Source organism: Modestobacter sp. I12A-02662 (genome assembly GCF_041028325.1).
Lineage (GTDB): Bacteria > Actinomycetota > Actinomycetes > Mycobacteriales > Geodermatophilaceae > Modestobacter.
In genome coordinates, this window is sequence record NZ_JABGDE010000004.1 from 48,644 (window position 1) to 73,765 (window position 25,122).

The 25,122-nt window shown below is 73.3% G+C and carries 22 protein-coding genes; 9 read left to right on the plus strand and 13 right to left on the minus strand.

Features of this window, described 5'->3' with window-relative positions:
• Positions 1 to 810: 810 nt before the first annotated feature.
• Entirely contained in the window at positions 811 to 1,851 is a 1,041-nt protein-coding gene (locus tag HL189_RS05370) for a hypothetical protein (RefSeq protein ID WP_369132676.1), read from the minus strand.
• Positions 1,852 to 2,303: 452 nt separating this feature from the next.
• On the opposite strand from HL189_RS05370, the gene HL189_RS05375 reads away from it, so the two are divergent.
• Positions 2,304 to 3,596, plus strand: coding sequence for a lipopolysaccharide biosynthesis protein (locus HL189_RS05375; RefSeq protein WP_369132677.1), 1,293 nt, complete (start codon positions 2,304 to 2,306; stop codon positions 3,594 to 3,596).
• Positions 3,587 to 4,597, plus strand: coding sequence for a glycosyltransferase family 2 protein (locus HL189_RS05380; protein ID WP_369132678.1), 1,011 nt, complete (start codon positions 3,587 to 3,589; stop codon positions 4,595 to 4,597). The genes HL189_RS05375 and HL189_RS05380 overlap by 10 nt, the downstream gene beginning before the upstream one ends.
• Here the strand turns inward: HL189_RS05380 and HL189_RS05385 are convergent.
• The 4 genes from HL189_RS05385 to HL189_RS05400 all read right to left on the minus strand — a co-directional run bounded on the left by HL189_RS05385 (position 4,526) and on the right by HL189_RS05400 (position 7,954).
• Entirely contained in the window at positions 4,526 to 4,948 is a 423-nt protein-coding gene (locus HL189_RS05385; RefSeq protein WP_369132679.1) for a DUF2304 family protein, read from the minus strand. The two genes, HL189_RS05380 and HL189_RS05385, sit on opposite strands and share 72 nt — an antisense overlap.
• Positions 4,945 to 5,763: a glycosyltransferase family 2 protein gene (locus tag HL189_RS05390; protein WP_369132680.1), complete on the minus strand. Its 819-nt coding sequence runs from the start codon at positions 5,761 to 5,763 to the stop codon at positions 4,945 to 4,947. The genes HL189_RS05385 and HL189_RS05390 overlap by 4 nt, the downstream gene beginning before the upstream one ends.
• Before the next feature lie 206 nt (positions 5,764 to 5,969).
• Positions 5,970 to 7,070 carry a mannose-1-phosphate guanylyltransferase gene (locus tag HL189_RS05395; protein WP_369132681.1) on the minus strand — a complete coding sequence of 367 codons (1,101 nt, stop codon included), beginning with the start codon at positions 7,068 to 7,070 and terminating at the stop codon, positions 5,970 to 5,972.
• An 11-nt stretch (positions 7,071 to 7,081) separates the two neighbouring features.
• On the minus strand, positions 7,082 to 7,954 hold the full coding sequence (locus HL189_RS05400; protein ID WP_369132682.1) for a glycosyltransferase family 2 protein: 873 nt from the start codon (positions 7,952 to 7,954) through the stop codon (positions 7,082 to 7,084).
• A gap of 196 nt (positions 7,955 to 8,150) precedes the next feature.
• On the opposite strand from HL189_RS05400, the gene glf reads away from it, so the two are divergent.
• The 5 genes from glf to HL189_RS05425 all read left to right on the plus strand — a co-directional run bounded on the left by glf (position 8,151) and on the right by HL189_RS05425 (position 13,256).
• Positions 8,151 to 9,338: a UDP-galactopyranose mutase gene (glf, locus tag HL189_RS05405; RefSeq protein ID WP_369132683.1), complete on the plus strand. Its 1,188-nt coding sequence runs from the start codon at positions 8,151 to 8,153 to the stop codon at positions 9,336 to 9,338.
• An 8-nt stretch (positions 9,339 to 9,346) separates the two neighbouring features.
• Positions 9,347 to 11,293 (plus strand): glycosyltransferase, encoded by a 1,947-nt coding sequence (locus tag HL189_RS05410; RefSeq protein ID WP_369132684.1) that lies wholly within the window; start codon positions 9,347 to 9,349, stop codon positions 11,291 to 11,293.
• Between the two features lie 161 nt (positions 11,294 to 11,454).
• On the plus strand, positions 11,455 to 12,111 hold the full coding sequence (locus HL189_RS05415) for a hypothetical protein (protein WP_369132685.1): 657 nt from the start codon (positions 11,455 to 11,457) through the stop codon (positions 12,109 to 12,111).
• A 203-nt stretch (positions 12,112 to 12,314) separates the two neighbouring features.
• Positions 12,315 to 12,440, plus strand: a complete 126-nt coding sequence (locus tag HL189_RS05420) for a hypothetical protein (RefSeq protein WP_369132686.1) — start codon at positions 12,315 to 12,317, stop codon at positions 12,438 to 12,440.
• 159 nt (positions 12,441 to 12,599) lie between these two features.
• The gene (locus HL189_RS05425) at positions 12,600 to 13,256 is read left to right on the plus strand and encodes a hypothetical protein (RefSeq protein WP_369132687.1); all 657 of its coding nucleotides are present in this window, start codon (positions 12,600 to 12,602) and stop codon (positions 13,254 to 13,256) included.
• A gap of 30 nt (positions 13,257 to 13,286) precedes the next feature.
• Here the strand turns inward: HL189_RS05425 and HL189_RS05430 are convergent, their stop codons facing one another.
• Genes HL189_RS05430 through HL189_RS05440 form a run of 3 tightly spaced genes read right to left on the minus strand, consistent with a single transcriptional unit; the run spans position 13,287 to position 15,763 of the window.
• Positions 13,287 to 13,865, minus strand: a complete 579-nt coding sequence (locus HL189_RS05430; protein ID WP_369132688.1) for a GNAT family N-acetyltransferase — start codon at positions 13,863 to 13,865, stop codon at positions 13,287 to 13,289.
• A gap of 9 nt (positions 13,866 to 13,874) precedes the next feature.
• The gene (locus HL189_RS05435) at positions 13,875 to 14,780 is read right to left on the minus strand and encodes a metallophosphoesterase (RefSeq protein ID WP_369132689.1); all 906 of its coding nucleotides are present in this window, start codon (positions 14,778 to 14,780) and stop codon (positions 13,875 to 13,877) included.
• A 26-nt stretch (positions 14,781 to 14,806) separates the two neighbouring features.
• Positions 14,807 to 15,763: a threonine dehydratase gene (locus HL189_RS05440; RefSeq protein WP_369132690.1), complete on the minus strand. Its 957-nt coding sequence runs from the start codon at positions 15,761 to 15,763 to the stop codon at positions 14,807 to 14,809.
• Positions 15,764 to 15,878: 115 nt separating this feature from the next.
• Between HL189_RS05440 and HL189_RS05445 the strand changes: the two genes are divergently transcribed.
• Positions 15,879 to 16,502, plus strand: a complete 624-nt coding sequence (locus tag HL189_RS05445; RefSeq protein WP_369132691.1) for a maleylpyruvate isomerase family mycothiol-dependent enzyme — start codon at positions 15,879 to 15,881, stop codon at positions 16,500 to 16,502.
• A gap of 24 nt (positions 16,503 to 16,526) precedes the next feature.
• Here the strand turns inward: HL189_RS05445 and HL189_RS05450 are convergent, their stop codons facing one another.
• The 3 genes from HL189_RS05450 to HL189_RS05460 are packed head-to-tail and all read right to left on the minus strand — an operon-like array spanning position 16,527 to position 19,032.
• Positions 16,527 to 17,432 carry a glycosyltransferase gene (locus HL189_RS05450; protein WP_369132692.1) on the minus strand — a complete coding sequence of 302 codons (906 nt, stop codon included), beginning with the start codon at positions 17,430 to 17,432 and terminating at the stop codon, positions 16,527 to 16,529.
• Positions 17,429 to 18,190: an ABC transporter ATP-binding protein gene (locus HL189_RS05455; RefSeq protein ID WP_369132693.1), complete on the minus strand. Its 762-nt coding sequence runs from the start codon at positions 18,188 to 18,190 to the stop codon at positions 17,429 to 17,431. Before HL189_RS05455 ends, HL189_RS05450 begins: the two co-directional genes overlap by 4 nt.
• 2 nt (positions 18,191 to 18,192) lie before the next feature.
• Entirely contained in the window at positions 18,193 to 19,032 is an 840-nt protein-coding gene (locus HL189_RS05460) for an ABC transporter permease (protein WP_369132694.1), read from the minus strand.
• Positions 19,033 to 19,218: 186 nt separating this feature from the next.
• On the opposite strand from HL189_RS05460, the gene HL189_RS05465 reads away from it, so the two are divergent.
• Positions 19,219 to 21,153, plus strand: a complete 1,935-nt coding sequence (locus HL189_RS05465; RefSeq protein ID WP_369132695.1) for a DUF6541 family protein — start codon at positions 19,219 to 19,221, stop codon at positions 21,151 to 21,153.
• A 55-nt stretch (positions 21,154 to 21,208) separates the two neighbouring features.
• Here HL189_RS05465 and HL189_RS05470 read toward each other — a convergent pair whose 3' ends face one another.
• Both HL189_RS05470 and HL189_RS05475 read right to left on the minus strand, forming a co-directional pair.
• Entirely contained in the window at positions 21,209 to 23,095 is a 1,887-nt protein-coding gene (locus HL189_RS05470; protein ID WP_369132696.1) for a SpoIID/LytB domain-containing protein, read from the minus strand.
• Between the two features lie 13 nt (positions 23,096 to 23,108).
• Complete coding sequence (locus HL189_RS05475; protein ID WP_369132697.1) at positions 23,109 to 25,088, minus strand: N-acetylmuramoyl-L-alanine amidase; 1,980 nt, start codon at positions 25,086 to 25,088, stop codon at positions 23,109 to 23,111.
• Positions 25,089 to 25,122: the final 34 nt, after the last annotated feature.

The following is a 25,122-nucleotide window of genomic DNA, read 5'->3' on the forward strand; positions in this document are numbered from 1 at the left end:
TTTTCTGGCGCGCCCCCCAACCACAACGGTGGTCACATCCGTCCCACCGCGACGCGGATTGCCGCCGGAGTCCAGCACTGATCACCCCGGCCCCGAGTCGTCGGGCTGGGAACATCACGCGCCTGCTCCCCACCAGCTGGGCGGCGGCCGGACGGGCGCACGACCCAGCTGGAGGCCGGCCCCGACGGGAAAGGCCACCGGTCGGCGGTGGCCGCTGGGGCCGACCGGGCGCGGACGTGGAGTCGACACACCGGCGGGGTCCACCGCGGCCCGGATCGGCTACATCCGGGACCGCCTGCCCGGTCGGCGCGGCGATGGCGGCATGCCCCCGGGCCCGCCGCTGCCAGCTGCCACGAGATCCGATCCAGGCGGCGCCGCTCGTCTCCAGCACAACCCAGGAGCGGCCCATAGCGGCCTCCAGTGCCGCCCGGGCGCCCAGCGGGTCCCTCCGCCCCTACCCCCGGGACTCGACGGGTGACCGGCACTCCCGAAAGGACGGCTCGCCCCCGGATCGGCTCGCCCGGGAGCTCGGATGACGTGCGTGGCGCTCGAGAGGGACACCTGAGGAGTCCGGGTGCGATGGACCCCTCGCCGGCCATCACCGCCTGGTGCGCCGGTGCGATCGAGCCCGCCCTGGGGACAGACCCCGCACGGGCACCCAGGGCAACCCGGCCGCCGCAGCAAGGCGTCCGGGCCCGGATACGCGACTGAGCCCCCGCCCGGACCTGGGGTCCGGGCGGGGGCTCAGTCGTTCAGTGGTGCGGTGCTGGGGTCACCTCAGGAGGTGGCCCGGCGGCGTTCCCGTCAGGGTCAGCCGATGACGCGGCGGATGCCGATGCCGTCGCCGGTGATGGTGGCGGAGGTGCCGGCGCCGGTGGTGGCGGCGCGGTTGTCGTCGTAGGTGTAGGGGAAGTTGGCGACGAACGCGGTGTCACCGGGGTTGCCGTAGTAGAAGCTGGTGGTCGAGATCGGGTCCAGCTTGACGGCCGGGGCGACGACCTTGGCGACCGAGATCTCCTCGGAGAGGAAGTACTGGTTGCCGCGCTTGATGGCCAGCTGGTCCACGCCGTTGGAGTTGACGCCGAGGTCCTTGACCTTCAGGCCGAGACCGAAGGTGACCTTGGACTCGTCGACGTTCCGGGTGGCCGGGTCGTCGGCGGCGGCGGCGTACTGCTTGGACTCGTCGACGTCCGGGGTCGCCGGGTTGTCCTTGACGTAGGCCGGGGCCTTGGCCCAGTCGCCGGCCAGGACGGTGTCGTTGACCTCGCCGTAGTGGAAGTCGTACTCGGAGTAGACGTTGGCGTTCACGTTCGAGACGAAGTAGTGGTTGCCACGACGCACCATCAGGGTGTCCAGGTTGTTGGCGTCGCCGTCCCAGTCACCGACGAGGACCTGGTCGTTCGGGTCGCCGTACCAGAAGTCGGAGTCCGAGTAGCCGCTCTTGTCGAGCGCGTTCTTCACGAAGTAGTGGTTGCCGCGACGGACGGCCACCTCGTCCTCGGGGTCGGCGTCGAAGTTGCCGACCAGCACCGTGTCGCCCTTGTCACCGAAGAGGATCATGGTGCCCTCGGAGCCACGCAGGATGAAGCCGTTGCCGCGGCGGACGAGGGCCTCGTCACCCGGGGTGGCGTCGACGAAGTTGCCGAAGTAGACCTCGTCGTTGGCCTCGCCGTAGGCGAAGGCGTAGGCGGCCATGCCGTTGGTGTTGCCGGCGCCGGCGAGGTAGTAGCCGTTGCCCGAGCCGCCCACCGGGGCGCCCTGCGCCGCAGCCGGGGTGATGGCGGTGGCGAGGATGCCGGCCGAGAGGCCGGCGGTCAGGAAGCCGACCGCCAGCGCGCGCTTGTTGCTCATGGAATGGGACCCCCATAGATCCGCGCCCCGTGTTGGGCGACTGGCAGAAAGTTAACAGCTCACGGAGCCGGGACAAGGACGTTTCTTGGGCACATGTGTCCGTGTCGCCACCGATCCCGGGCGCAAGTTGTGCACCAGAAGGCCCCGCCATACGCATCGGCGGAAAGTCTCCACAAAACCGAGCCCACCCGGCTGGCACACCACCACCACCCAAGACGGACACGCCGAGTCACCGACCAGTGACGCGGCTCTAAACGGGGAACGCGCCAGATTTCCCGTGGCGCACCACAACCACCCCCGGAGTAACACGGATCACTCGGCTCACGTCGACGTGTCGGCGAGCTCCGCCGACCGAGGACCACGTCCGGCGCGCACCGGGGCGCCTCCTACCCTCTTCGTGAGCGCCGCTGGCGCATCGAGGGGGAAGCACGTTGCCGAGGGAACTGCCCGCCGTGGCCCGGCAGATCGGTCCGGTCGCCGCGGGGCTCGGCGTCCTGGGCCTGGCCTCGTTCGCCTTCCTCTCCGTCTGCGGCCACGCGCTGGGCCCCGCGGAGCTCGCGCCGCTCGGCACGCTGTGGGTGCTCATCAACGCGCTGGGACCGGCGCTCTTCCAGCCCATGGAGCAGGAGGTCGGCCGCTCGGTCGCGCACCGCGCGGCGCACGGCGACGGCGCGCGCCCGGTGTTCCTGCGCGCCGCGCTGCTCGCCCTCGGGATCGTGCTCGGAGCCGGGGTGGTCCTGCTGGCCGTCCGCGGCCCGCTGGCCGACCGCGTCTTCCACGGCGAGCAGGTCATGGTCGTGGCCCTCTTCCTCGGCCTCGTCGGCCTGTGCGCGCAGCACCTCACCCGCGGGGCGTTCGCCGGCGGCGGGGCGTTCTCCCGGTACGGCAGCCAGCTGGCCGTCGACGGCGTGCTGCGCATCGGCAGCGCCGCCGTCCTCACGGTGATCGGGGTGGCCACCGCCGGCTGGTACGGCCTCTTCCTCGGACTCGCCCCCCTGGTCGCCGTCGCGGTCACCGCCGGCCGGCTCGGGCCGGCCGTGCACCCCGGCCCGCACGCGTCATGGGGCGAGATCGGGCACGCGGTCGGCTGGCTGACCGCCGGCGCGCTGGCGAGCCAGTTCGTGGTCAACGCCGCGCCGGTCGCCATCAACGTCCTCGCCGGCCCCGACGACCAGGCCCGCGCCGGCGTGTTCATCAGCGTGCTCGTGCTCGCTCGCATCCCGCTGTTCCTCTTCGCCGCGATCCAGGCGTCGTTCCTGCCCGGCATGGCCGCGCTGGCCGCGGTCGACGACCGGGCCGGCTTCCGCCGCCGGCTGGAGCTGGTCACCGCCGGCGTCACTGCGCTCGGCCTGGCCGGCCTGGTCGTGATCGTCGCGATCGGCCCCTGGCTGGTGCGCCTGGTGTACGGGCCGGAGTTCATCACCGTGCGCGGCGACCTCTGGCCGCTCGCCGCGGCCAGCGGCCTCTACATGGTCGCCTCGGTGGTGGGTCAGGCGCTGGTCTCGGTGCGCGGTTACCGTTCCTCCGTCGCGGGATGGGCGTGCGGGGCCGCGACGTTCCTCGCCGTCCTCCTGCTGCCGCTGCGGCTGGAGCTGCGCGTCGGGTACGCCTTCCTGGCAGCCAGCGCGGTCGCCGCCGTCGTCCTGGCCGTGGCCGTGCAGCTGCGCCTGCGACACCCCTTGACCCCGGCGCCGGTCGTCCTCGACCCGGCGCCCACCGACCGGAAGGACTCCTCGTGGACGTGACCGCGGTGGTGCTCGCCTACGGGGACCAGCCCTACCTCTACGAGGTGGTCGACCGGATCCTCGCCTCGACCGGCGTCGACGTGCGGCTCGTGCTGGTCGACAACGGGTGCACCAGCCCGTCGCTGGACCCGCTGCGCGACCGGCCGGGCGTGACCGTGCTGACCCCGGGCGAGAACACCGGGTTCACCGGGGGCTGCAACCTCGCGGCGTCGGCCAGCACGTCGGAGTTCCTGGCCTTCATCAACTCCGACGCCCTCGTCGAGCCCGACGCGCTGAGCGAGCTGGCCAAGGTCGCCGCGCGGCCGGAGGTGGGGCTCACCTCGGCGAGCCTGCGGCTGGCCGACCGGCCCGAGCTGCTCAACTCGGCCGGGAACCCGGTGCACGTGCTGGGCCTGTCCTGGGCCGGGCACCTCGGCGAGCCGGCCGCGGACCACTCCGTCGAGGCGCCGATCACCAGCGTCACCGGCGCGGCGATCCTGGTCCGGCGGCAGGTGTGGGACGCCCTCGGCGGCTTCACCGAGCCGTTCTTCGCCTACTGCGAGGACGCCGACCTCTCGCTGCGCTGCTGGCAGCAGGGCTGGGACGTCGTGTTCGTGCCGTCGGCCGTCGTGCTGCACCACTACGAGTTCGGCCGCAACGAGCTCAAGTTCTACCTGCTCGAGCGGAACCGGCTGGCGATGGTGCTCAGCGTCTACGAGGCCCGGACGCTGCTGCTGCTCGCGCCGGCGCTGCTCGCCTTCGAGTTCGCGACGTGCGCGGTGGCGGCGGTCAGCGGCTGGCTGCCGGCGAAGGTGCGCGGCTACCGGTGGCTGCTGCAGGAGCGGAGGTGGCTGCTGGCCCACCGCCGGGCGGTCCAGCAGGCGCGGCGGCGCGACGACCGGTTCCTGTCCCGGATGCTCGTCGCCCGCCTGGAGCAGAGCGTGCTGCCGCTACCGCGCGGGAGCGCGTTCCTCAACGGCACCATGGCCGCGTACTGGAGCCTGGTCCGCCGTCTCCTGTGACCGCGCGGCCATCGCCTCCACGTGCCGGAGCGCCGCGTCGGACAGCGCGACCTGGCGGGCGAGCTGGACCAGGCGCGCCTCCTGCTCGCGGAACCGGACGCTGGTGCTGCCGACCAGGTAGATGATCACCAGGGCCAGCACGTAGACCAGCAGGTCGGTGCCGCGGGTGACGCCCACGGCCTCGGCGAGGGCCTGCAGCGCGTCCGGGAACAGCACGGCCAGGACGCCGGCCACCATGGTCAGCACGGCGAGGATCTTCCGCCGGGCCTGCCCGCGCAGCGACGAGCGCGAGCGCAGGGAGAGGACGACGGCCAGCACCAGCGCCGGCACGAGGAGGAGCTGGATGATCACTTGCGGCCCCAGTGGGTCACTCGGTGGGCGGCCACCTCGGTGAGGATGTTGATGCTGTTGAGCAGCGGCTGGCCCTTGGACTTCGAGTACTCGGTGTACAGGATGTGCACGGGGTGCTCCACGACCCGGTACTCCGGACGGGTCAGGTGCTGCTCCAGCTGCGAGGCGTACGCCATGCCGGCGTAGGTGAGCTGGACGTCGGCGGCCACGTGCCGGGCCACGATCCGCAGCCCGTTGTGCGCGTCGGTGAGCTTGACCCCGCCGCCGCGGTTGAGCAGCTTCGCCGCCGTCCGGAGGATCACCCGGCGCAGCGGGCTCATCTGGGTCGGGCCGTCGCCCTCCAGGAAGCGGGAGCCCATGACGACGTCGTAGCCCTCGCGGATCTTCGCGATCATGCCCACCAGGTCGTGGACCTGGTGCTGGCCGTCGGCGTCGAAGCAGGCGATGTAGCGCGCGTCGGTGAGCAGCAGCGCGGCCTCGAAGCCGGTCTGCAGCGCCCCGCCGGCACCCATGTTGATCGGGTGCGACACCCGGAACGCTCCGGCCTTGTCGATCTCGGTGGCGGAGGTGTCGGTGCTGGCGTCGTCGACGGCGATGACCGACAGCCCGGCCGCGACCAGCTCGGCGATGACCCCGCCGACGACGGGCGCCTCGTTGTACACCCGCACGATGACGACGGTGTCGTCCCAGGACTCAGCGGGCCGGTTGGGGACCTCGACCGGCCGCGGAGGCCTCGCGGTCATCCCGTCCATCGCGACCGATGCTAGCTCGCTCGCCGTCCACGGCCGGGCGTCCTCGAGTGCGTGGGCGCTCATCTGCAGGTCCTCCTCGATGGGTGCGGGCCGACCGTCCCCGGCAACCGCCCGGCAGGCGACAGAACCGCCGCCGCTGGCGACTGCAACCGCCCGGCACGCTCAACCATGCCCGAACCGGCGCACTCCGGACACCGACACCCCGGCCGGACCGTTACGTCACGAACACGGGGTGTGACTGCTGCCCCACCCGTCACACCCGTCCCAGCTCAGGAGAAGCGGGCTCCGTGCGCCTCCTCGACCGCGGCGAGCAGCTGCTTGACCCGCTCGGCGTCGGCCACCGGGCAGACCATCGTGACGTCGGCGGTGTGCACCACCACGCTGTCCCGCACGCCCACCAGCGCCACCAGGTGCTCGGGGTCGTCGGAGAGCACCACGTTGCCGGCGCTGTCCACGAGCACGGTCAGCCCGCGGGTGGCGTTGCCCGCGGCGTCGGTGGCCAGCGTGTCTGCCAGCGCCGGCCAGGAGCCGACGTCCAGCCACGCGACGTCCAGGTCGACGACGGCGACCCGGCCCGGCTCGGTGGCCGCCGGCTCCAGCACCGCGTAGTCGACGCTGATCTTCGGCAGCGTCGGGAACACCTCGGCCAGGACGGCGTCCCGCTCCGGACCGGCCGGGGCGGCGACGATCCGGGCCAGCCCCGCCGCGGACTCCGGCAGGTGCTCCCGGAGCGCGTCGAGCACGGTCTGCGCCCGCCACACGAACATCCCGGAGTTCCAGACGTACTTCCCCGACGCGAGGTAGGCCTCGGCGGTCGCCAGGTCCGGCTTCTCGCGGAACGAGGCGGCCTCGGCCGCGCCGCGCACCTCGGTCGGCGCGCCCTTCTGCACGTACCCGAAGCCGGTCGCCGGGGACGTCGGCGTGACCCCCAGGGTGACCAGCGCGCGGGGGCGGACGGCGAGCACGTCGTAGGCGGTGCCCAGCGCGGCGATGAACCGGTCGACCGGCCGGATGACGTGGTCGGCGCTCACCACGGCGAGCTCCGCGTCCGGGTCGACGTCCGCGACGAGCGCGGCGGCGAGCCCGACCGCGTTCGCGGTGTCCCGCGGGACCGGCTCGAGCACCAGCCGGTCCGGGTGCAGCTCGGGCAGCGCGGCGCGCACCGCGTCGGCGTACCGGGCGGCGGTGCACACCCAGATCTGGTCCGCGGGCAGCAGCGTGCGCAGCCGGGCGAAGGCCTCGGCGAGCAGGCTGTGCGCCCCGCCGCCCTCCTCGGCGACCACGTCGAGCAGCTGCTTGGGCCGGCTCGCCCGCGACAGCGGCCACAGCCGAGTCCCCGAGCCGCCGGCCATGACGACCGCGTGGCGCACGCGCGTCCTCCTCAGTCCAGTTCGTCGGCGCCGCGCTGGAAGCGGGCCCCGGCGGCCACCCGGCCGCTGACGTACGAGAGCAGCATCCGGGCACCGAGCCCGGCCCGGAGCCCGGCGCGCAGCGGCGCGTTGCGCCAGCCGGGGTGCTCGGCGGAGAGGTAGCGCAGCGCGCTGGTGTGGTGCACCCGGGCCATCCGGTGCGGCTGACGGCGGGTCGCGTGACCACCCTCGTGGACGACGACCGCCGAGGGGACGTAGACGTTGAGCCATCCCCGCCGGCCCAGGCGCGCGGCCAGGTCGACGTCCTCGAAGTACATGAAGTAGCCCGGGTCGAAGCCGCCGACCGAGTGGAACGCGGCCAGGTCGACCAGCAGGCAGGAGCCGGACAGCCAGCCGGCCGGGCGCTCCCGCGGCGCCTCCCGCTCCCGGCGGTAGCGCGCCGTCCACGGGTTGGCCGGCCAGAACCAGCCGAACGCCGCGTGCCCGATGCCGGTGGACAGCGAGGGCAGGTCCCGCGCGGACGGGTAGAGCTCGCCCTCCGGCGTCCGGATCGCCGGGCCGAGCGTCGCCGCCCGCGGCCAGCGCGCGGTGGCGGCCAGCAGCTCGTCGATGGAGCCGGGCTCGAAGCGGACGTCGGGGTTGGCGACCAGCGCCCAGCCGTCGGTCAGGTCGGCGAGGCCGGCGTTGACCGCCGCGCCGTAGCCGACGTTGCCGCCGGTGCGCAGCAGCCGGACGTTCGAGCAGGCGGCCGCGGTCCGCTCGGGCACGCCGTCGGTGGAGCCGTTGTCGGCCAGGACGACGTCGGTCGGCAGCGTCGTCGCCTCGGCCAGGGACTCGATGAACCCGTCGAGCGCCTCGCCCGGCGAGTAGGTCACCGCGACCACGCGCAAAGGGGTCGTCTGCGGGGAGCCGGGCACGTGCCGACACTGGCACACCGCTCCGGGCACCGTGCACCCGACGCCCGTGCGCCGCGCCGACCCCGTGGCCGGTGGTGCCGATGTGACGGAACGGGTCGGCACACGCCCCCCGCCCCCGCCTCCGGACGGCCTTTCCCCCCGCCGCCGGGTAACGTCGGGCTCCGTGACTGACGCACGTCCCGACATCGTCATCGTGGGCTCAGGGTTCTTCGGACTCACCGTCGCCGAGCGGGTGGCCACCCAGCTCGACAAGAAGGTCCTGGTGATCGACCGGCGGGACCACATCGGCGGCAACGCGTACTCCGCGCCCGAGCCCGAGACCGGCATCGAGGTGCACGTCTACGGCGCCCACCTGTTCCACACCTCGAACCAGCGGGTCTGGGAGTACGTCAACCAGTTCACCGAGTTCACGAACTACCAGCACCGGGTCTTCAGCATCTACGCGGGCAAGACCTACTCGCTGCCGATCAACCTGGCCACGATCTGCCAGTACTTCGACAAGAGCTTCTCCCCCACCGAGGCGCGGGCGCTCGTCGCCGAGCAGGCCGGCGAGATCGACACCTCCTCGGCGGCCAACCTCGAGGAGAAGGCGATCTCGCTGATCGGCCGCCCGCTCTACGAGGCGTTCATCCGCGGGTACACCAAGAAGCAGTGGCAGACCGACCCGACCGACCTGCCCGCCGCGGTCATCGCCCGCCTCCCCGTGCGGTACACGTTCGACAACCGGTACTTCAACGACGCCTACGAGGGCCTGCCGGTCGACGGGTACACCGCCTGGCTGTCCCGGATGGCCGACCACCCGAACATCGAGGTGCGGCTGTCCACCGACTACTTCGACGTCCGGGACGAGCTCCCGCAGGACGTGCCGACGGTGTTCACCGGGCCGATCGACAAGTACTTCGACTACTCCGCCGGTGAGCTGGGCTGGCGGACGCTGGACTTCGAGACCGAGGTCCTGCCGATCGGGGACTTCCAGGGCACCTCGGTGATGAACTACGCCGACGAGGACGTCCCCTTCACGCGGATCCACGAGTTCCGCCACTTCCACCCCGAGCGCGACTACCCCACCGACAAGACCGTCGTCGTCCGGGAGTACTCGCGGTTCGCCGAGAGCGGCGACGAGCCGTACTACCCGATCAACACGCCCGAGGACCGGGCCAAGCTCGAGGTCTACCGGGAGCTGGCCAACAAGGAGGCCGCGAACAAGCGCGTGCTCTTCGGTGGCCGGCTGGGGACCTACAAGTACCTGGACATGCACATGGCGATCGGGTCGGCCCTGAGCATGTTCGACAACCGGATCCGCCCCTTCTTCGACACCGGCGGCGCGCTCGACGGCCGCTTGGAGGACTGAGACCCACCATGACCACCACGCAGAACCCCGTGTCCCCGGAGCGCGTGAGCGAGCCGTCGGCGGCCGACCTGGCCTCCGGCAAGGCGGTCACGCTGCTGCAGCGGGTGATCCTCCCCCGCCCCGGCGACCCGCTGAAGGTCCGCTCGCTCTACGTCGACGAGACCGAGAGCCGGCGGGTGAAGTCCTCCAGCCGTTCCGACGCGACGATCGCCGCCGGCAACGAGGTCTCCTTCGCGACCTACTTCAACGCGTTCCCGGCCAGCTACTGGCGCCGCTGGACGGTGCTGCCGGCCGTGATCCTGGGCATGCGGGTCTCCGGGCCCGGCCGCGTGGACGTGTACCGGTCCAAGGCCGACGGCAGCATCATCCACGTCACCGGCACGACCACCACGGGCGAGGACCGGACGCTTGAGTTCGAGCTGGACCTGACGCCGTTCGAGGACGGCGGCTGGTACTGGTTCGACGTCAGCGCCGACGACGCCCCGGTCACCGTGCACCAGGCCTCGTGGTGGGCGCCGCAGCCGCCGGTCCAGGAGGCGCGGCTGTCCATCGGCATCTGCACGTACAACCGCCCCGACGACTGCGTCTCCGCGCTGAGCGCGCTGGCCGGCGACCCGGTGGTCTCCGAGCTCATCTCCCGGGTGATCGTCGCCGACCAGGGCACCCGGAAGGTCCGGGACGCCGGTGGCTTCGCCGCCGCGTCCCAGGCGCTCGGCGACCGGCTGCTGCTGGTCGAGCAGGGCAACCTCGGCGGCAGCGGCGGGTTCTCGCGGACCATGTACGAGGCGCTGAACTCCACCGACGCAACGCACCACGTGCTGCTGGACGACGACGTCCAACTGGAGCCGGACAGCATCGCCCGGCTGTTCGCCTTCGCCCGGTTCGCCAAGAGCCCGATGCTGGTCGGCGGGCAGATGCTGGCCCTGCAGGACCGCTCGGTGCTGCACACCATGGGCGAGGTCGTCGCCCCGGACAAGTTCTTCTGGCGGGCCGCCCCCAACACCGAGTACGCGCACGACTTCGCGAAGAAGAACCTGCGCAAGGCCGTCGACCTGCACCGCCGGGTCGACGTCGACTACACCGGCTGGTGGATGTGCCTCATCCCGCGCGAGGTGATGGAGCGGCTGGGCTTCGCCCTGCCCGTCTTCATCAAGTGGGACGACGCCGAGTACGGCATCCGCGCCCGCGAGCACGGGTACCCGGTCGCGACGCTGCCCGGTGCCGCCGTCTGGCACCTGTCGTGGAGCGACAAGGACGACACCGCCGGGTGGCAGGCGTACTTCCACACCCGGAACCGGCTGGTCGCCGCGGCGCTGCACACCGAGTACAAGCACGGCGGCACGCTGCTGCGGGACACCTTCAAGTTCGACCTGAAGTTCCTGATCATGCTGCAGTACGCGACGGCCGCGCTGCACCACCGGGCCTACGACGACTTCCTGGCCGGCCCCGAGAAGCTCTTCCCGCTGCTGCCGACCGCGCTGCCCACCGCCCTGGAGCACCAGGGCGACTACCCGGACGGCCAGGTCATCGGCTCCTCCTCGGACCTGCCGCTGCCCTCGATGAGCGGGGTGAAGGCCGAGCGGTTCATGAAGCCGCCGACCACGCCGATCACCATCGGCCGGACCCTGCTCGCCGCCCTGGTGCACAACGTGCGCCCGCCCAAGCCGCAGGCGGCCGAGCGGCCGCAGCTGAACATCAGCGCGCAGGACGCCCGCTGGTTCCTGCTGTCCCGGCTGGACAGCGCCACGGTCGGCACCGCCGACGGCCGTGGGGTCACCTTCCGCCGCCGGGAGCAGGACACCTTCTGGCGGATGCTGCGCCACTCGGTGCGGGTGCACGTCCAGCTCTACAAGGAGTTCCCCAAGCTCGCCGAGCAGTACCGGGCGCACCTGGGCGAGCTCACCTCGCCGCAGAGCTGGGAGAAGGCCTTCCTCGCGAACCCCGGCCCCCGCTGAGTCCCGGGCACACGAGGGCCCCGCACCGCGCGCGGTGCGGGGCCCTCGTGCTGCTGCGCCACGGACGGGTGTCACCCGACCGGCTGACCCGGTGTCACCCAGTAGCGGCGCACCCGTCGGTCTTCCCTGGGGACCCCGGAGCGTTGACGTACGGTCCTCCAATGTTCACGCGGATCGTGGTCGCGTCGGCCCTGCTCGCCGGTCTCTGCGTGATGGGCCTCGCGGCCGTCGCGGGGTACCTGCTCGACGTCCCCCTCTCGTACATCACCGGCGACTACCACTGGACGTTCGACACGTCGCCGGCCCTGGGGTCCGTGACCGTGCTCAACGTCATCGTGTGGGCGGTCGCCGGTGCCCTGGCCTTCTTCGTGGCGTGGGTACTCCCGACGGAGCGCCTGGTCCTGCGCGTCTTCGGGGCGCTCATGCTCGTCCTCGTCGTGGACGACGCGTTCATGCTGCACGAGTCGGTCGGCCCCTACGCCCTGGGCCTCCCGCAGGTCGGGTTCTACGTGGTGTACGCCTGCCTGGGGGCCGGCGTCCTGTGGCTGCTGGCGAGGTCGGCGGAGCGCACGGTGACCCGGGTGTACGTCCTCGGCGGCGTCCTCTTGGTGACCTCCATCCTCATCGACCTGGTGCGTCCGGACGTCGTGTACGTCGAGGACACCTTCAAGCTGCTCGGCGCCCTGGTCCTCGCCACCGTGCCGATCCTCGCCTACGCCGCGCGACGTCCCGCGCTCTCCGGTGGGCCGCAGGCCGGGACCGTCACCCGGACCCGGGCTCCCGTCGACGGTGCGCCGTCGGAGTCGCAGCCCTCGTGACCTGAGGGCCACCGCCGGCCAGGAGGGCCCCGCACCGAGACATCGGTGCGGGGCCCTCCTGCCGTTCCAGGTGTGGACCGTCCACCCGCAGGTGGTGGTGCTCCGCCACCCAGGGTGGCTGCTGACCGTGCTCGTGGACCCCGACAGTGGGTGCAGGCCATCGCCGGGGCGTCCGGCGCAGGCCCCCCACCGGGAGGACCACCATGTTGCGTCAGCTGACCCACCGCGCAGACTCCGAGCAGGCCGCGCAGGCCGGCGCGCTCGACGAGCACCTGCTCCGCGACCACGGCCACCACCACCCCGCTCCCCTCGCGTCCCGTTCGCGCTGATCCGCGCGGAGGTGTGACGTGGCCTGCTGGATCGTCGAGCCCAACGCCATCGGCGGTTGGGACGCCCGCCCCGCTTCGGCCGCCGAGCCGGCCCACCGGGCTTCCACCTGGCGAGGAGCCGAGGACCGCGCACGGACCCTCGCCGCACCCGGTGACGAGGTGCTGGTGGTCGACGGCCGCGGCCGGACCCTGCACCGGTTCGTGCAGCTCGCCGGGGCTACCGACCGACCGCGACGAGCACCGGATGGGGAACGGTCGCGCCCTTCGACCGAACAGCAGTCTCCGCCGTCGGCCGCGACCGCACCCGAGCCGCCGCCGGCTGCGCCCGGCAGCCCGTCCCTGCGCGAACGCCTCGACACGGAAGGCGCGCGGTGGAACACGCTCTTGGAGTGGGTGAAACCGGTCAGCGTGGTCTTCGGCAGCAGCTGCGCGTCGGCCCTGGTGGCCGATGCGGGCCACTGGATGACGGTCGTCCTAGGGACGCTCACCTGGTCCGGTGGGATGGCCGGAGCCATCTACGCCATCAAGGCGGGCCGGCTGACGCACTACTGGGCGCTCGGCGCCGCCGCCGTGTCCCTGTTCATGGCGCTCGGAGTCGCCCGACTCCTCGGCGTCGGGGTCCTCGACGTGGACCTCCCACCCGTGGAGGTGGACCTGTACCTGCTCCACAAGGTCATCTTCGCCTTCGCCTCGGCCGCTGTGCTCACCTACGGGTGGCCCGGCACCCTCATCAGCGGCGGCATCGGCGTCTGGCTCGGCTGGCGACTCGCCGATCGCTTCCCCGCGCGCCGGCCATCCGCCCCCCAGCCGGGCTGATCGGACGAGGCCCGTGCCGGGAGACGGGGGTCAGGCGAGCGCCCGGCGCATGAGCACCCGGGGGAACCCGCCCGCGACGGAGCCGGTGTCCGCGGCCTTGGTGAACCCGGCCTTCTCGAACAGGCTCCGGGTGCCGACGAAGGCCATGGTGAGGTCGACCTTGCGGCCCTCATTGTCGACCGGGTAGCCCTCGACGGCCGGGGCGCCCTGGGCCGCGGCGTACTCGACCGCCCCCTGGACGAGCGCGTGCGCGATGCCCCGGCCGCGGTGACCCGGACGCACCCGGATGCACCAGAGGGACCACACGGGCAGGTCGTCGACGTGCGGGATCTTCGTGGAGCGCTCGAACGGCAGCTCCGACCGGGGCGCGACCGCGGCCCAGCCGACCACCTCGCCGCCGTCGTAGGCCAGCACCCCGGGGGCGACCGGACGCTCGGTCAGGCCGCGGACGTACTCCCCGCGGGCCGGCCCGACGAGTTCCCGGTTCGTCCTCGAGTCGAGGCGGTGGCTGAGGCACCAGCAGACGTCGGACCCCGGCTTCTTGGGGCCGAGCATCGTGGCGACGTCGTCGAAGCGCGCCGCCGTCGCCGGCTCGATCTGGATGGTCACCCGGCCACGTTAGAGCTCACGGGTGCCGGCGTCCCCCGTCCGGCCCTCGACGTCCCGGTAGCTCCAGTCGTACCCGTCGGCCCGCAGCGTCAGGAACAGGACGCCGGGCGTGCCGGCGACGGCCACCGCGCTGTGCGGCTCGCGGTCGTCGAGCTCGCGCAGGTTGTGCCCCCCGTTGCCGGACACGAACTGGACGGCGCCGTCCGAGCGGGGCCTGCCGTCCTCGTCGAGCGGCTCGAACCGCTCGTAGTGGTGGTCGTGCGCGTTGAGCACGATCTCCGCGCCCGCCTCGACGGCCGCCTCCCACAGCGGCTGGAACTCCGCATCGGTCCCGTGGTGCCCGCTGGAGAAGCGCGGCTCGTGCCAGAACACGAGCAGCGGCGCGTTCCCGGCCGCCTCGCCCTCCTCCTCGATGAAGGCGGCCGCCTCGTCCATGCCTGCGTAGTGGTCGACCGAGACGACGTGCCAGCCGCAGACGTCGAAGACGTAGTTGGGCTCCACCTCGAAGTAGTCGTAGTAGCCCTTCCCCTCCGACCGGTACTCGTGGTTGCCCGGCGTGGGAGCGGTGATGTCCTTGAACGCGCCCCAGGTGGGGTCGTAGAGGTCCGCGAACTCCGCCGCCGTGCCGTCCGGGTAGGCGAGGTCCCCCAGCGCCAGCACCTTCCGCGGCTCCGCGTCGGCGATGAGCTCCGCGGTCCGCTCCGCCCCCTCCTCCAGGTCGTCCTCGCCGGCCACGTCGCCGGCGGCCGCGACGACGCAGGCCGCGCCCGGGTCCTCGGCGTCGGAGGGGGTGGCGACGGGGCTGGACGACTCCGCCGGGGCCGACGCGCGCTCGGACGACGTGCACGCCGACACCGTGACGAGGGTGACGGCGAGCACCGCGGCGGGCGCCAGGGTCCGCCGGCGGGAGGTCATGCCCTCCTCAGTACCAGGTCCGGATCTCAGGCGCCGACGACGACGCGCCGGACGAGCTCGCTGTCGCAGTTGCCGCCGGTCAGCACCGTCGCGGCCACGGCACCGGCGGGGCGCGCGCGATCGGCGAGGAGTCCCGCGAGCGCGATCGCGCCGGCCGGCTCGGGCATCTGGTGCGTCGTCCGCCACAGCAGGCGCATGGCCCGCTCGGTGGCCTCGTCGTCGACCTGCACGAACCGGGCGGCTCCGCGGAGCATCACCGCGACCGCGTCCTCGTCGGGGACGCGAGTGGCGACGCCGTCGACGAAGGTGTCGACGGCGGGCGTCGAGACCGGGCGGCGGGCCTGGAAGGAGAGCGCGTACGCCGGGGCACCCGCGGCCCCGACGGCGACGACCTCGGTGTCGCGGCCCAGCAGGTCGCGGACGGCGATGTTGGCGCAGAGCCCGGAGCCCTGGCCGACCGGCACGTAGACCACGTCGAGATCGGGGACCTGCTCGTGCAGCTCCGCGGCGTAGGTCGCGACGCCGGCGACCAGGTCGGGGTGGAAGGACGGCACCAGCTGCAGCCCGCGCTCCCCGGCGAGCCGCACCGCGTGCTCGCGCGCCTCCTGGAAGTCGCGCCCGTGCACGACCAGCTCGGCGCCGAACCCCTGCATCGCGGCGTTCTTGTCCGGGCTGTTGCCCTCGGGGACGACGATCGTGACAGGGAGGCCGTGCACCCGCCCGGCGTACGCCAGCGACTGGCCGTGGTTGCCGCGCGTGGCCGAGACGATGCCGGGGACCGGGCGTGCGGCGTCGCGCAGCCGGGCCACGTGGACCAGCCCGCCGCGCACCTTGAAGGCGCCGGTGGGCGTGGCGTTCTCGTGCTTGACCCAGGTCGGGGTGCCGGTGACCTGCTCGAGCAGCGGCCAGCGGTACGCCGGGGTCACCGGCACGTGCGGCCGGACGAGGCGCAGGGCGGCGTCGAGCTCGGCGCGCGTGATCACGGGAGTGACCCTAACCAGCTCCCCCGGTGGCCGATGAGTCCCGACATCGGCGAAGGTCTCCGGGTGGGGCCCCGACTCGGGCGTGCGGGGCGGTGGGACGAGGAGAGGGACCGGGATGACCGAGAGCGGACACGACGAGGACGCGCGCGACCTCAGGTCCTGGGTGGCGCGGACGTACGACGGCCTCGCCGACCTGCTGGACTCCGCCCCGGCCGGGACCTGGGACGCCCCGTCGCTGTGCGCGGGATGGCAGGTCCGGCACGTGGTGGCGCACGTGACGATGCCGGCGCGGCTGTCGGCCGAGCAGTTCGGCGCCGAGATGGCGGCCGCGGGCGGCGACTTCGGCCGGCTCTCCGACACCGTGGCGGCCCGCGACGCCGCCCTGCCGGCCGCCGAGCTGCTGGCCGCGCTGCGCTCGCCGGTGCTGCACGGGTGGCAGCCGCCGGGCGGTGGCGCGGCCGGCGCGCTGGCCCACGCCGTCATCCACGCCCTGGACGTGACCGTCGCGCTGGACCGGCCGGCGGTCGCACCGGTCGAGGCCGTGGTCGCCGTCCTCGACCAGCTCACCGCCGCGGACGGCGCGTTCTTCGGGATCGACCTGGCCGGCGTCCGGCTCGAGGCCGCCGACACCGCCTGGAGCTGGGGGGACGGCGCGGCCGTCCGCGCCGACAGCGGCCCGCTGGTCGCCCTGCTGAGCGGCCGCACGCTCCCGGACGGCCGCGCCCTGCGCCGCCACTGACCCGGGCCGGTCATGCGGCCGGGCTCAGGGTCGGGTGAAGTGCTCCCGGCGGCCGGCGCGCACCAGGCGCAGCCACTCCAGCCACGCGGCCGGGTCCCGGCGGGTGGCCAGGAAGAACCAGCTGAACCGGATGAGCTCCAGCGGCAGCAGCCAGCGCATGCCCGGCTGGGACATCAGGTAGCCGCGGTTGCGGTAGGTGAAGTACCGCTTGACGTCGTTGGCCGGGTACTGCGCCGACAGCCGCCCGCCGAGGATCGGCTCGAACTCCGTCGTCCCCTCGGGGTGCAGGTACGCCGCCGCCGGGCAGGTGCCGAACGGCAGGCCGGACCGGACCAGCCGCCGGTGCACCTCCGTCTCGTCGCCGCGGAAGAACAGCCGGTAGTCGGGGACGCCGACGACGTCGAGCGCGGCGGCGCTGAACAGCGCGCCGTTGAACAGAGAGGCGTAGCGCGGCAGCAGGTCGAGCCCGGCGAAGTCGCTGCGGCGGCGCCGCCAGCGCAGCCCGCGGCGCAGCGGGAACGCCAGCCGGTCGGGGTCGGCCATGTCGGTGACCAGCGGCGAGACCTCCGCCAGGCCGTGCCGCTCCGCGCAGTCCAGCAGGGTCTGCAGGACGGCGCCGTCGGCCGGGCGCCCGTCGTCGTCGGCGCACCACACCCAGTCCGCGCCCCGCGCGAGGGCGACCAGCATGCCCAGCGCGAAGCCCCCGGCGCCGCCGAGGTTGCGCTGGCTGGGCAGGTAGGTCACGTCCAGGCCGCTGGCCCGCACGACCGGCTCGGCCGAGTCGTCGGGCCCGTTGTCGACGACCACCACGTGGTCGACCGGCCGGGACTGGGCGGCGATCGCGGCCAGGCTCCCGGCCAGCAGCTCCCGGCGGTGCCGGGTGACGACGACGGCGACCACCTGCGGCCGCGGGCCGGCGGCCGGGGTCACGCGCCGCCCTTGTAGGCGCGCAGGACGTCGTCGAGGTCGCCCTGCTGCTTGACGCGGCCGTGCTCCATCCAGATGGCGGTGTCGCACAGCTCGCGCAGGAACTCGTCGGAGTGCGAGGCGAACACCAGCAGGCCGGAGCGCTCCACCAGCTCCGACAGCCGCTTCTTCGACTTCTCCAGGAACGCCGCGTCGACCGCCCCGATGCCCTCGTCGAGCAGCAGGATCTCCGGGTCGATGCTGGTGACGACGCCGAGCGCCAGCCGCACCCGCATGCCGGTGGAGTAGGTGCGCAGCGGCATGCGCAGGAAGTCGCCGAGCTCGGTGAAGTCGGCGATGTCGTCGACCCGGGCCTCCATCTCCCTGCGGTTCATCCCGAGGAAGAGGCCGCGGATCATGATGTTCTCCAGGCCGGAGATCTCCGGGTCCATCCCGACGCCGAGGTCGAAGACCGGCGCGACCCGGCCGCGCACCTCGGCGAAACCGCGGGTGGGCTCGTAGATGCCCGACAGCAGCCGGAGCAGCGTGGACTTGCCCGCGCCGTTGTGCCCCACCAGGCCCACCCGGGAGCCGTGCTCCAGGTTCAGCGTGATGTCCCGCAGCGCCTCGATCACGGGCACCTTGGCGTCGCTGTCGATGTTGCCGCCGACCATGCCGATGACGGTCTTCTTCAGCGACCGGCTCTTCGCGTCGAAGATCGGGAAGTCGACGCAGGCGTCCTTGGTGGTGATGCCGATCGGAGGAGGGGAACTCGCGGACACGTTCACACCCAATACGTGACGCGGGACCGGTACCGGCGCAGCACCACCAGGGTGAGCAACCAGCCCACGACGGTGATGACCAGCACGATGACCCACTGCCGCAGCAGCAGGTCCTGGCCGAGCAACGGCCGGCGGACGATCTCGATGAAGTGGAGGAAGGGGTTGAACTCGGCCAGCCGGGCGCGCTCGGCGATGGCGGGGTTCGGGCTGTTCAGCAGGTCGTCGTAGATCCAGACGATCGGCGTCATGAAGAACATCAGCTGGACGAGGCTCTGGGTGATCGGCGCCAGGTCCCGGAACCGCGCGGTGACCATCCCGAACAGCAGGGCCACCCAGGCGCCGTTGAGCGCCAGCAGCGCCACCGCGGGCACGGCGGCGAGGATCGTCCAGTCCAGCGGCTGCGGGAAGACCAGCAGCATGATCAGGTAGACGATCATGTTGTGGGCGAGCAGCAGCGTCTGCCGCCAGATCAGCCGGTAGACGTGCACGCTCAACGGGGCGGGCAGGTGCTTCATGAGGCCCTCGTTGGCGATGAACACCTCGGCGCCCTCGAGGATGCAGCCGCTGACGAAGGCCCAGACGATGAAGCCGACCAGGATGTAGGGCAGCTGGACCGCCAGGTCGTTGCCGAACAGCCCGGCGTAGAGGATGCCCAGCGCGATGGCGGTGACCGCCATGCTGATGGTGATCCAGATGGGGCCGAGCACCGACCGGCGGTACCGCTGCTTGATGTCCTGCCAGCCGAGGTGTCCCCACAGCTCCCGCTGCCCCCATCCGCCGGTCAGATCGGCGAAGGCACGGGACCACGCCCGCGAGGTGGACGGGACGACAGCGCTGGACACGGGACCTGACGGTACCCGTCCGCTCCTGGCCGGCTGGACACTCCGGCAGGACGGCGACCACCTCAGCCCCGCGCCCCCCAGCGACCACGGCAACCCCATCCCCGGCCGCGACTACCCTGGTCCGTGGCGGCCGCCCGCGGTGCCGGCCGCCGGACCCGACCCCGCTCCAGACGGGACCGCCTGTTCGTGCCCCCTCCGACACCGGTCCTGCTGCTGGTCTCCCTGGCGACGCTCTTCCTGCCCGGCGCGGCGGTCGCGGTCGCCGCCGGGCTCCGCCTCCCCCTCGCGCTGGCCGCCGCGCCGCTGGTCACCTACGGCCTCGCGACGGCGACCGGGACCGTCGCCACCGTGCTCCCGGTCCCGTGGCGGCCCTGGCTCCTCGCGCTCGAGGCGGCCGCGCTGGCGGGGCTGCTGCTGGCGGTGCGCCGGGGACGGCGACGCGAGCCGCGGCCCGCCGGGTGGCTCCCGGCCCGGGACCTGGTGGTCGCCGGCGGGGTCCTCGCCGGGGCCGGCGTGTCCGCCGCGGTGCTGCTGGCCGGGTTCGGTGACCTCGGGCGCCCGAACCAGGACTGGGACTACACGTTCCACGCGAACGCCACCCGGTTCATCGCCGACACCGGCCAGGTCGCCCCCGCGGCGCTGCGCGCGGTCAACGACTGGGAGTCCTCGTCGTTCTTCTACCCGAACGCCATGCACGCCGTGGCCGCGGTGGTCCGGGACCTGACCGGCGCGCCGGTCTTCGCCGTGCTGAACACCGGGACGCTGCTGATCGCGGGGACGGCGGGGCTCGGGCTCGCCGTGCTGCTCCGGGACCTCGGCGCGCCGACCGCGGCGACGGCGACCGCTCCGCTGCTGCTGGCCGCGGCGGCCGGGTTCCCGTACGACCTCGTCGCACGCGGCCCGGTCCTCCCCTACGCCGCCGGGCTCGCGCTGCTGCCGGCCTTCCTGGCGCTGGTCCGCGAGCTGGCCGCCCGCCCCGGCCCCGCCCTCGCCCTGGTCACCGGCCTCGCGGGCGCCGCGCTGTTCGGGCTGCAGCCGAGCTCCGCGCTGGCGGCCGGGCTGGTCGCCGTGCCGGTGCTGGTCCAGCAGTGCGGCCCCCGGCGCCGGCGTCCTCCGCTGCTCCCGCTCCTCGGCGCGGCGGCCCTGGCCGGCCTGCTGGCCGCACCGGTGGTCCTCGGCTCGGTGCGCACGAGCACCGGGGGGAACGACAGCGACTGGCCGGCGGTGACCACACCCGGCGGCGCGGTGCTGCAGGCGCTGACCTTCGACGAGGTGTCCCGGCGCCCGCAGCTGGTCCTCGCCGCGCTGGTGCTGGCCGGCCTCCTCGCGCTGCGGTCGGCGCGGTACCTGTGGTGGTGCGCGGCCGCGGCGCTGGTGCCGCTCGGGCTGTACGTGCTGGCCGCGTCGTCGGAGTCCGCGCTCGCCGCCGCGCTCACCCGCCCGTGGTGGAACGACCGCTGGCGGTTCACCGCCTGGCTGGTCCTCTGCCTGGTGCCGCTCGCGGCGCACGGGCTGGCGGCGTCGTCGCGCGCGCTCGCGGGGGTCGTCGCCCGGGTGCCCAGGGCCCGGATCCCGCCGTGGGTCGCCACAGCAGCCGTGCTGACGGCGGTCGTCGTGTTCTCCGGCGGGTTGTACGCGGGCCCGAACAGCTCCCGGGTCGCCGGCGCGCACCAGTCCGACCGCCATCTGGACGGCGACGAGACCGCGGCGATGGCCTGGCTGGCCGACCGGGTGGAGCCAGGCGAGTGGGTGATGAACGACGCCGGCGACGGGTCGGCGTACATGGCCGCGGTCGCCGGGCTGCGGCCGGTGTTCGGCCACCAGGTCAACGCCGAGACCGTCGGCCCTGTGCAGGCGCTGCTCCGCGAGCGGTTCTCCTGCCTGGACAGCGACCGGGACGTGCGGCAGGCCATCGGGACGCTGGGCATCCGGTACGTGTTCGTGAGCGAGGGCTACGTCCGCCGGAACGGGGAGCGGGCGGAGGGGCTGACCGGCCTCGCCGACTCCCCGTCGGTGGCCCTCGAGCACGCCCGGGGCGCGGTGCGGATCTACCGGGTGCAGCTGGGCGAGCTCCGCGCCGACCCGCTGCCGTTCTGCGCGGCCGGGCAGTCCCCGCCCTGAGACGACGACGGGCGCCGGGGTCGACGACCCCGGCGCCCGTCGGACGAGCTGACCGTCAGTAGGAGCGCGCCACCCCGACGACGTCGCCGCCGCCTCCGGCCTGCCAGCGCCCGGACATCGGCTTGTCGCCGAGGTCGCCGAACACCACGGTCAGCTCGGACACCCCGGAGAGCGTGTCGTTGCGCAGGTAGAAGACCCCCGCGCGGAAGACCCCGAAGGTGTCACTGCCGTTGCCGTCCCAGTCGCCGACCACGGGCGCGTCGGACGGGTCGCCGAGCGCCGCGGTGCCGTCGGTGGTGGCCACCAGGTTGCTGTTCGTCCAGTGGTACTTGCCGTTCCGCCAGATCGCCACCGTGTCGTAGGTGTCGTTGTTCCAGTCCCCGGCCACGATCCGGTCGCCGGCCTGCCCGAACGGGTAGCGGCCGTCGGCCATCCCCGAGGTGTTGCTGTTGCGCAGGAACACCATGCCGTTGCGGTAGACGCCGACCGTGTCGGTGCCGTTGCCGTCCCAGTCACCGCACACCGGCTGGTCACCGGAGTCGCCGTACAGGAACGCCCGCACCCCGGTCGACGCGGCTGCGTCGTCGGTCACGAAGAAGGTGCCCTTGCGGAAGACGCCCAGGCTGTTGACGCCGTCGCCGTTCCAGTCGCAGGACAGCGGGACGTCGCCGGACTGGCCGAAGGGCACGCCGACCGCCCCGGCGCCCACGGCGTTGCCCGAGGCGAGGTGCACCACCGGCTGCACGGCCGCGGGAACGCTCTGGCTCACCCCGGCGACGCTGAACCAGTCCGAGCGGAGCCCGAGCTTGGTCCGCATGTCGGTGCCGGTCGTGGTGACGGTCTTCGCCGTCCCGACGACCTGCACCGCGGTGACCCGCCCGCCGTCGGCACCCAGGCCGTTCCGCTTGGTCACCTTGACCTCGACCAGCTCGCCGACACCGAAGGCGGTGGCGATGGTCGTCGCGCTGATCGGCTGGGTCCAGTTGTGGTACGGCGACGAGACGCCGTCCCCGAGGTCGACGACCGAGGGGAAGTTGCCGCCCGCGCTGTAGCCGCCGGTGGACGAGCTGAACTCGGCCCGGACGACCGCGGTGCCCTTCTTCAGCACCACGCCGGCCGTGCCGGCGATGGCCGCGTCGGTCCGGCGGTCCTCGATCGACCCGCCGTTGATCCCGGCGCCGCCGTACACCTGGCAGGTGACGGTGTCACAGGTCTTGGCGTAGGGCGTCTTGTTCTCCGACCACGCGTAGGAGCGGGCGGCGACCGCCTGCGCCTTCAGCGCCTCGATCCCCTTGCCGCCGCCGGCGTCGCCCCAGCTGGCCGGCGACTCCCGGGGGACGACGCCGCGCAGGTACTGCTCCATCCACACGGTGTTCACCGTGCGCTGCGAGTTGTTGGCCCAGAGCACCGCGAGCTCGCCGCGGTACTGCCGCGTCCCGGTGGCGGTGCACAGGCTGATCATCCCGCCGAGGTCGTTGCCGGGGTCGGCGTTCGGGGCGACCCGGCCGTTCCCGGCCGGCGACATCGCACCGCCGGGTGCCGCGCACCCGCCGCTGACCGAGACCTGGAAGCTGCCGTCGGCGAGAGCCCGCAGCCGCGCCGCCGACCCTCCGGGCACCGGCACGCCGCCGGCGGTGAAGTCACGACCGGAGGTGACCACGAGGTCGGCGCCGTCCTGGCCGGACAGGCCCACCGTGATCGGGGCGTCGCCCTGGTTGCCCAGGGTCGTGCCGCCGTAGAAGTGGCCCAGGATGTCGGTGTGCGACGCGCCGGTGACGGCGTAGCCGTACGCGCCCCACTGGCCCATCCCCCGGCCGTGGCCGTAACCGTGCCCGGTGAACTGCACGGTGCCGGTGATCGCGGCCGACGCGGGCTCGGCCGGCACCTGCACGACCGCCAGCACCCCCAGCCCGACCATCCCGGCCAGCAGCCCACGGCGCACGCGGTGCGTCCGCTCAGTACCCACGGATGACCCCCACGGTGTCGGTGTCGTCGTCGTCCCAGTCGCCGGTCACCGGCCGGTCACCCCGGTCGCCGTAGCGGACCACGGCGTCGGTGGTGCCCCGGAGGCCGTTCGTCAGGAAGAAGGTGCCGTTCCGGAAGACCCCGATGGAGTCCCTGCCGGAGCCGGTCCAGTCGCCCGCCACGACCCGGTCCGCGCCGTCGCCGAACGGCTGCTTCCCGTCGGCCACCGGCCGCAGGTTGCTGTTGGTCCAGAAGAAGACGTTGCTCTGGTAGACGCCGACGGTGTCGAAGGCGTCGCCGTCCCAGTTGCCGACCACGGGCTGCGCGTCGACGTTGCCGAACGGGAAGGCGCCCTGCGCGTAGCCGCCCATGTTGTCGTTGCGGACGTAGAACCAGCCCTTGCGCCAGACGCCGATGGAGTCCTTGCCGTCGCCGTCCCAGTCGCCGCAGATCGGCGTGTCGCCGACGTCGCCGAACCAGAAGTCGGCGACGGGAGCCGCGGCCTGGTCGTTGGCGTCGAACAGGAAGAAGTGGCCGCGCCGGTAGACCGCGGCCGTGTCCAGGCCGTCGCCGTTCCAGTCGCAGACCAGCGGCCGGTCACCGACGTCGCCCCGCAGGACCTGGACGTCGGCGTTGCCGGAGCTGTTGGCGTTGCGCAGCAGCAGCTGCGGCGGGGTCTTCACCTGCAGCGCGGGGTCGGCCATCTTCTTGGCGGCGAGCGAGCGGATCTCGCCCATGCGGGCGTAGCCGTACTTCCCCGGGCAGGCCGTCGCCCCGACGTCGCGGTGGGCGAAGATCGTGGGCAGCGGCACCGAGACGCCCCTGGCGTACTTGGCGGTGCCGCCACCGGCCGAGGTCAGCGACACCTGGCCACGCGGGTCGACGCCGTAGAGGGACAGCTTCCACGCGATCACGCCGGCGACCGTGTCGACCATCGCCGGGGTGGTGTCGACCGTGTCGTAGTTGCCGAGCATCGAGACACCGAAGGTGCTCTCGTTGAAGCCACCGGCGTGGGCGCCGATCACCGTGCTGGACAGCCCTCCGGAGCGGCCCTCCCACGCCCGGCCGAACTTGTCGACGACGACGTTGTAGCCGATGTCGCCCCAGCCCAGGCTCCGCGCGTGGTAGGCGTAGATCGAGCGCATGATCGCCGGCACGTCGGCGGCGCTGTAGTTGTTGCTGTCGGCGGTGTGGTGCACCGTCGCCGCCTTGATGGTGGGCGCGAACTGGTGGTCCCAGCCCATCAGGGTCTCGTCGGCGCCCCACTGCGCGCGGGAGTAGATCGCCGGCTGGATCATCGCGGCCCCGGCCGTGTCGGTGACCTCCGGGGCGCTGGGCGTGGCGTCGGCCGGGCTCGTGCCCGGGTCGATGAGCTGGACCTGCACGTCGCGCGGGGTGGCGCCGTCCGCGGACTGGACGATCGCCTCGACGCCGTACGCCTCGTCGGTCCAGTACGGCGCGGTGCCGCCCCGGAAGACGGCGTCCTGGTCGGCGCCGGGGGTGGTCGCGGTCATCTGGACGTCGTCCTGCTCGACCGTCGTCCAGTCGCTCCACGTGCCCCGGGCGTCCTTCGTGCGCAGCTGGACGGTGACGTCCTGCACGCCCGGGTCGGCGACCCAGGTGATCCCGACGCTGGCGAAGCGGGCGGTGTCCGGCTGGGACACAGTGAGCGCCGGGACGCCGGCGAGCTCCTCCCCGGAGCTGGCGACCGCGCCGTCCTCGGGCTCCTCGCCGGGCGCGGGCACCGGGGTGGCCGGGTCGACGTCGGACGCCGGCCCCGAGTCGACGACCGTCCCGTCCGCAGTCACCACCGCCTCGTCCGCCGGCGCCTCGACCGACCCCAGGGAGACCGAGTCGATGGAGGGTTCCACGGGCTCCGCCTGCGGCAGGGGCGCGGCGTAGACGGGGACGGTGAGCAGGGTGCCCGTCATGATCAGGAAGGCCAGTGAGCCCCCGGCGAGTCGACGCACGGTTTCTGTTCCTCCGGTTCAGCGACGTCGGTCC